Below are 4,452 nucleotides of genomic sequence, written 5' to 3'. Positions count from 1 at the left end.
TTAGATGCTTTCGCTAACTTTGGCTGCATATTACTATCTATATTTTGAGTATAAGTAGGAGTATGTTTCCATAAATCCGCAGGAGAACAGTCTAATGCAGTACATAACGCATCCATAGTATTAGCTTTTACTTGCTTAGGGTTGCCATTCAATAAAGCACTGATTGATGGCGCTGATAAGCTATACCCTGATTTTTCTTTCATTAATCGAGCCAATTCTGAACCTGACCATATCTCTTTGTCAGCCATAACCTTTCTTAATCTCCATTCCAAAGCCATAATCATTTCCCTTTCTTTTCATCCGATTCATCGGCTAATAGTTGTTGTTTCCATTTTTCTTGTGACATTCTAATCTTCTTTTCCATAAAATCAGAACCAGGTGTTTAATATGTAAAAGTAGTTGATATATTTGAATGGCCTAACAATGTTTTTAATGTTAATAAATCAACACCTCTTTCTGTCTGAAGAGTTGCAAATGCATTACGTAGCTGATGAAGGCTAAATATTTCATCGTTTTGAAAGCCAAGTTGAATTTGACGCCTCTTTAATACCTGCCTACCCGTATCTCTACTCAAACGTTGACCTTTTTCTGATAGAAACAATGCCCCTGACTCTTCCTCGGTAAATAATGGACGTACATTTTGCAAGTACCATAAAAATAGCTTTTCCAAACCATCTAACATTGGAACCCACCTTCTCTTATATCCAGTACCTTTTGAACCTTTTCCATATCGTATGTAAATTTTCCCATTTTAGCCTAGGTCAAATCGACAATCCTTGACATCTAGCATGACAGCCTCAAAAATTCGTAGTCCAGACAATTCAAGCATCTTGAAAAGAGTATAATCTCTGGCAACAGTTGAATACTTTCTTGCAGATTTCATCATAGTTTTTAACCCGTTCAAAAAACGGTCCAGCACTTCAGGTTGAGGAGGAATTACTTTGCCCTCATTATCATCATTTCGATGATGATGTTTATTAAATTTGTCCAGCACCGTAGGAACCTGAACTCTGTATAAGTTCCAAATCTCATGGCTATGTCTTGAACGAATATAATCCAAGAAGGTTATGATATTAGATTGATATTTTCTTCGAGTAGAGTATGCAAGACCTCTTCCTACAAGTCCTATGTAAAAATTGTCAAAGTCATTAATATCTATTTCCCATATAAACTTATCTGCAATATTAAGAACTTCATTAATATTTCTTAGGTTTAAAGAAATGGAAGCATTCGTATAGCCAAGAACTTTCTGTTGTTGCTCCCATAAACCTAGTAATTTAGCTTGAAACTTTGCAGATTCTTCATAAGTTGTAATGTTTGTTTTATTAAATGCATTGTTTACTATTGCAAGGTAAATATTATTTTTCATATAGCACCCATCACTTTTAGGCAATGCCTAATATTATTAATTGCTACCTAATATAACATGTTCAAAATCATATGTCAACATATGCGTTCTCCGGTGTATATCTGAGAAGGTGTTGAGTTTTATAATTGAAATTTAATAAGTGTTTTGAGAAAATATAATTAATTTAAGTTCCGAATGAATGTTAAAGAAGTATGGTATTAGTTCGATATATATGATACATTAAAATATATCAGAGTGTAAAACAGTTAAATACAAAACTAAAGCATAATTAATAAACAAATTAAAAAATGGGTGATAATGCTATGAAACGTGTAGTGAAAATGAATAAGAGCTTAAACGAAAATAAAATCCTGCAAGAGGAGTTAATATGTAATATTAATCAACTTACAGAACTAAATAAATTAAAGGACAAGCTATTCAGAGAAGTTACTCATGATATACGGAGTCCTATGGCTGCAATGGTGAGTATGATGGGAATACTGAATGATGATGATAAGAGTGACAATAGAGAAATAATATATGAGGTAAGAAAACAGGTCAAATCCACCTTCATTATGGTCGAAAATCTGCTGGAACGGTTAGATTGCCAAAAGGGTGGATTAGTTTATGGGGATATTTTTAATATTGCTAAGGAAACTATAAATGTACTTAGTGGAAATGATATGGCTAAAAGTATAAGAATTATGAAAAATATGGAGGATGTTGTTACCCTCTTTTTAGACAAGGAGATACTGGGGCTGGTACTTTGTAACATTGTGAGCAATGCGGTAAAAATCGCTAGCAGTGGAGGATTTATATCCATTCAGACTCACCAAATAGATCAAAAGGTCATTGTTACAATCAGAGACACCGGTATAAACATTGGCCTTGATAAAGCTAAAACAATATTTAGCCAAGCTAATATAGGATTCATAGCAGAAACAGTAGTGAAAAAAGTAACAATCCCCGGGATTCTAATTCTAAAGGAATTTGTACAGAGTGGGGAAATCCAGAGATTGATGGATAGCATCACGGAGAAAGATAGTACCTTCTATTTTTGTTTAGATGAATGAAGCGAACAGAATATAATAATAGGATCTAGCTTGCAAATGAATTTTACTATGGGGTGATAAAATGAAAGTAATTTTAGTAGATGATGAAAAATCAATGTTACTCATAATGAAGAAAATGATTTATAAAATCCCAGAAACTGAGATTATAGGGGCCTTTCAGAGTTCTTCTGAAGCTTATAGATTCATAAAAGAAAACTGGGTGGATATTGCCTTTATAGATATTAAAATGCCAGAGGAGGGTGGATTAGATTTTGCCAGAAGAATTATGTTGGAATTCGGTATGATTGATATTGTTTTTTTAACTTCCCACAAGGAATATGCACTGGATGCGTTTGATGTGCATGCCATGGACTATATCGTGAAGCCAATTTCCCAGGAAAGGTTGGAACATACAATAAAAAGGAGTAGGGAAAGACGCATTACTGCGCTACCATATAGTTATGGAGGTACATCAGTCAAGCTATCAGTATATTGTTTAGGAGGACTGCATATTAGAGGTGTGGACGGTGCGAGAGTGCAGGTGAATTCTTCTAAGAGTTTAGAATTATTAGCCTACCTACTTTTAAATAAAGGCGAGTTTGTATCCAAATGGAGGATCATGGAGGATGTTTTCAGTGAAATGTCTCCACGTAATGCAGAAACCTATCTGAATACTACCATATATAAGCTAAGAAAGGCCTTGGGGAAACATGAAATGAAAGAAGCAATCATTTCTGCCAATGAAGGTTATAGAATAGATATCAAAGATATATATATTGATTTCTTAGACTTCGACAGAAGGGTTAATGATTTATCCATTATTAATGAAGCCAACCTTGAAGATGCAATAAAAACAGAAAAGATTTTTTTAGGTCAACTTTTTGGAGATAAAGGTTACAACTGGTCTTTAGCTGCGATAGAAAGACTCTCCGAAGTATATTGGGACTTAGCAAAACAACTAGGAAGCTACCTTTTGAAAAATAACAGGCTTAATTTATCATTACAAATTTTAAAGAAAATGACAATAGAAAATGAACTGGATGAAGAAGTAAACTGCATCATAATGCAGGTTTATGCTGCTAAAAGGGACAGAATATCACTAATTAAACAGTATAATAGATATGAAAAAGCACTCCAAAGAGAATTGCAAATAAACCCAACAAGTAATACTGAAAGGATATACGACGAACTTAGAAGGTCACTAGAATAAATAAGTCGATTATTGTTGAACGAATTATAAATGAGTAAAAAAATACCATTAAGCCTAGAAACCTTGTGTTAAGCGTGGTTTGTTGTTTATTGGCTCTTTTTTTGTCATAATTCTGTCATATGTAATTGATAAACTATTATTATGGGGGAATTACAAATATAAAGTAGAACTTACAAATATAGTTTTAAATAATCTCACTATATTGCATCTTCGTAGAAGATGATTTGATATAAAAGTTTGCATTTAAAAATTAATTAAAATTCAAAGAGGTGATATGTGTGCATAATGAATTTTTTAAACAAAAACAAATAGCTGTAATAATTATTACTTTGATCTTATTATGTTCATGTTTATCAAACTATGTATATGCAGGGAGTATCAGTGAGCAGAAAAATGTTCTGGTAATTAATTCATACCATCAGGGATTAACCTGGTCTAAAGATGAAACGAGTGGCATCATTGATGTTTTGAAACAAAGTAATAACAATCTTTCCATTTATGTTGAGTATATGGATTGGAAAAACTACCCTACAGATGAAAACAAACTACATTTGTTTGGTTATTATAAATATAAGTATCAAAACGAGCATATAGAGGTACTAATTGTAACGGATGATGTGGCTCTGGAATTTGCATTAGAAAATAGAAAAAGTTTGTTTTCAAATGCACCAATTGCATTTTGTGGAGTAAATCAGAATGGCATGGATGATATTGTAAATGGACAAGCTGATTTTACAGGTGTTCTTGAGGAAGTTGATCCGACAAATACAATGAAAATGGCTTTACAAATTAATCCTTCTTTAAAAACTGTATATGTGCTTTTTGATAATTCTAAAAGTGGA

The 4,452-nt window shown here is 32.7% G+C and carries 5 protein-coding genes and 1 pseudogene; 3 read left to right on the top strand and 3 right to left on the bottom strand.

What is annotated here, in order from left to right; all coding sequences use genetic code 11:
* The 3 genes from JJE11_RS15290 to JJE11_RS15280 all read right to left on the bottom strand — a co-directional run.
* The coding region (locus JJE11_RS15290) for a helix-turn-helix transcriptional regulator (protein WP_291637155.1) at window positions 1-278 on the bottom strand (278 nt) is incomplete at its 3' end.
* Window positions 279-382: 104 nt separating this feature from the next.
* The gene (locus tag JJE11_RS15285) at window positions 383-736 is read right to left on the bottom strand and encodes a site-specific integrase (RefSeq protein WP_291637157.1); all 354 of its coding nucleotides are present in this window, start codon (window positions 734-736) and stop codon (window positions 383-385) included.
* Window positions 737-751: 15 nt separating this feature from the next.
* Window positions 752-1,369: a hypothetical protein gene (locus JJE11_RS15280; RefSeq protein WP_291637153.1), complete on the bottom strand. Its 618-nt coding sequence runs from the start codon at window positions 1,367-1,369 to the stop codon at window positions 752-754.
* A 302-nt stretch (window positions 1,370-1,671) separates the two neighbouring features.
* Between JJE11_RS15280 and JJE11_RS15275 the strand changes: the two genes are divergently transcribed.
* The 3 genes and pseudogenes from JJE11_RS15275 to JJE11_RS15265 form a co-directional block, all read left to right on the top strand.
* Window positions 1,672-2,421, top strand: coding sequence for a sensor histidine kinase (locus JJE11_RS15275; RefSeq protein ID WP_291637151.1), 750 nt, complete (start codon window positions 1,672-1,674; stop codon window positions 2,419-2,421).
* Window positions 2,422-2,482: 61 nt separating this feature from the next.
* Window positions 2,483-3,610 (top strand): response regulator, encoded by a 1,128-nt coding sequence (locus JJE11_RS15270; RefSeq protein ID WP_291637145.1) that lies wholly within the window; start codon window positions 2,483-2,485, stop codon window positions 3,608-3,610.
* Window positions 3,611-3,888: 278 nt separating this feature from the next.
* Window positions 3,889-4,452, top strand: a pseudogene (locus JJE11_RS15265) (diguanylate cyclase); the annotation flags it as partial.

Origin of the sequence: Clostridium sp. (genome assembly GCF_016650095.1) — a bacterium.
Taxonomy (GTDB): Bacteria; Bacillota; Clostridia; order Clostridiales; family Clostridiaceae; genus Clostridium_AD.
Note: the sequence above shows the minus strand (reverse complement) of the source record. Positions and strands in the feature narration are given on the sequence as shown.

Excerpts from the sequence above, each read along its gene's own strand:
- JJE11_RS15280 (WP_291637153.1), bottom strand. The coding sequence starts at position 1,369 with ATGAAAAATAATATTTACCTTGCAATAGTAAACAATGCATTTAATAAA.
- JJE11_RS15275 (WP_291637151.1), top strand. The coding sequence starts at position 1,672 with ATGAAACGTGTAGTGAAAATGAATAAGAGCTTAAACGAAAATAAAATC.
- JJE11_RS15270 (WP_291637145.1), top strand. The coding sequence starts at position 2,483 with ATGAAAGTAATTTTAGTAGATGATGAAAAATCAATGTTACTCATAATG.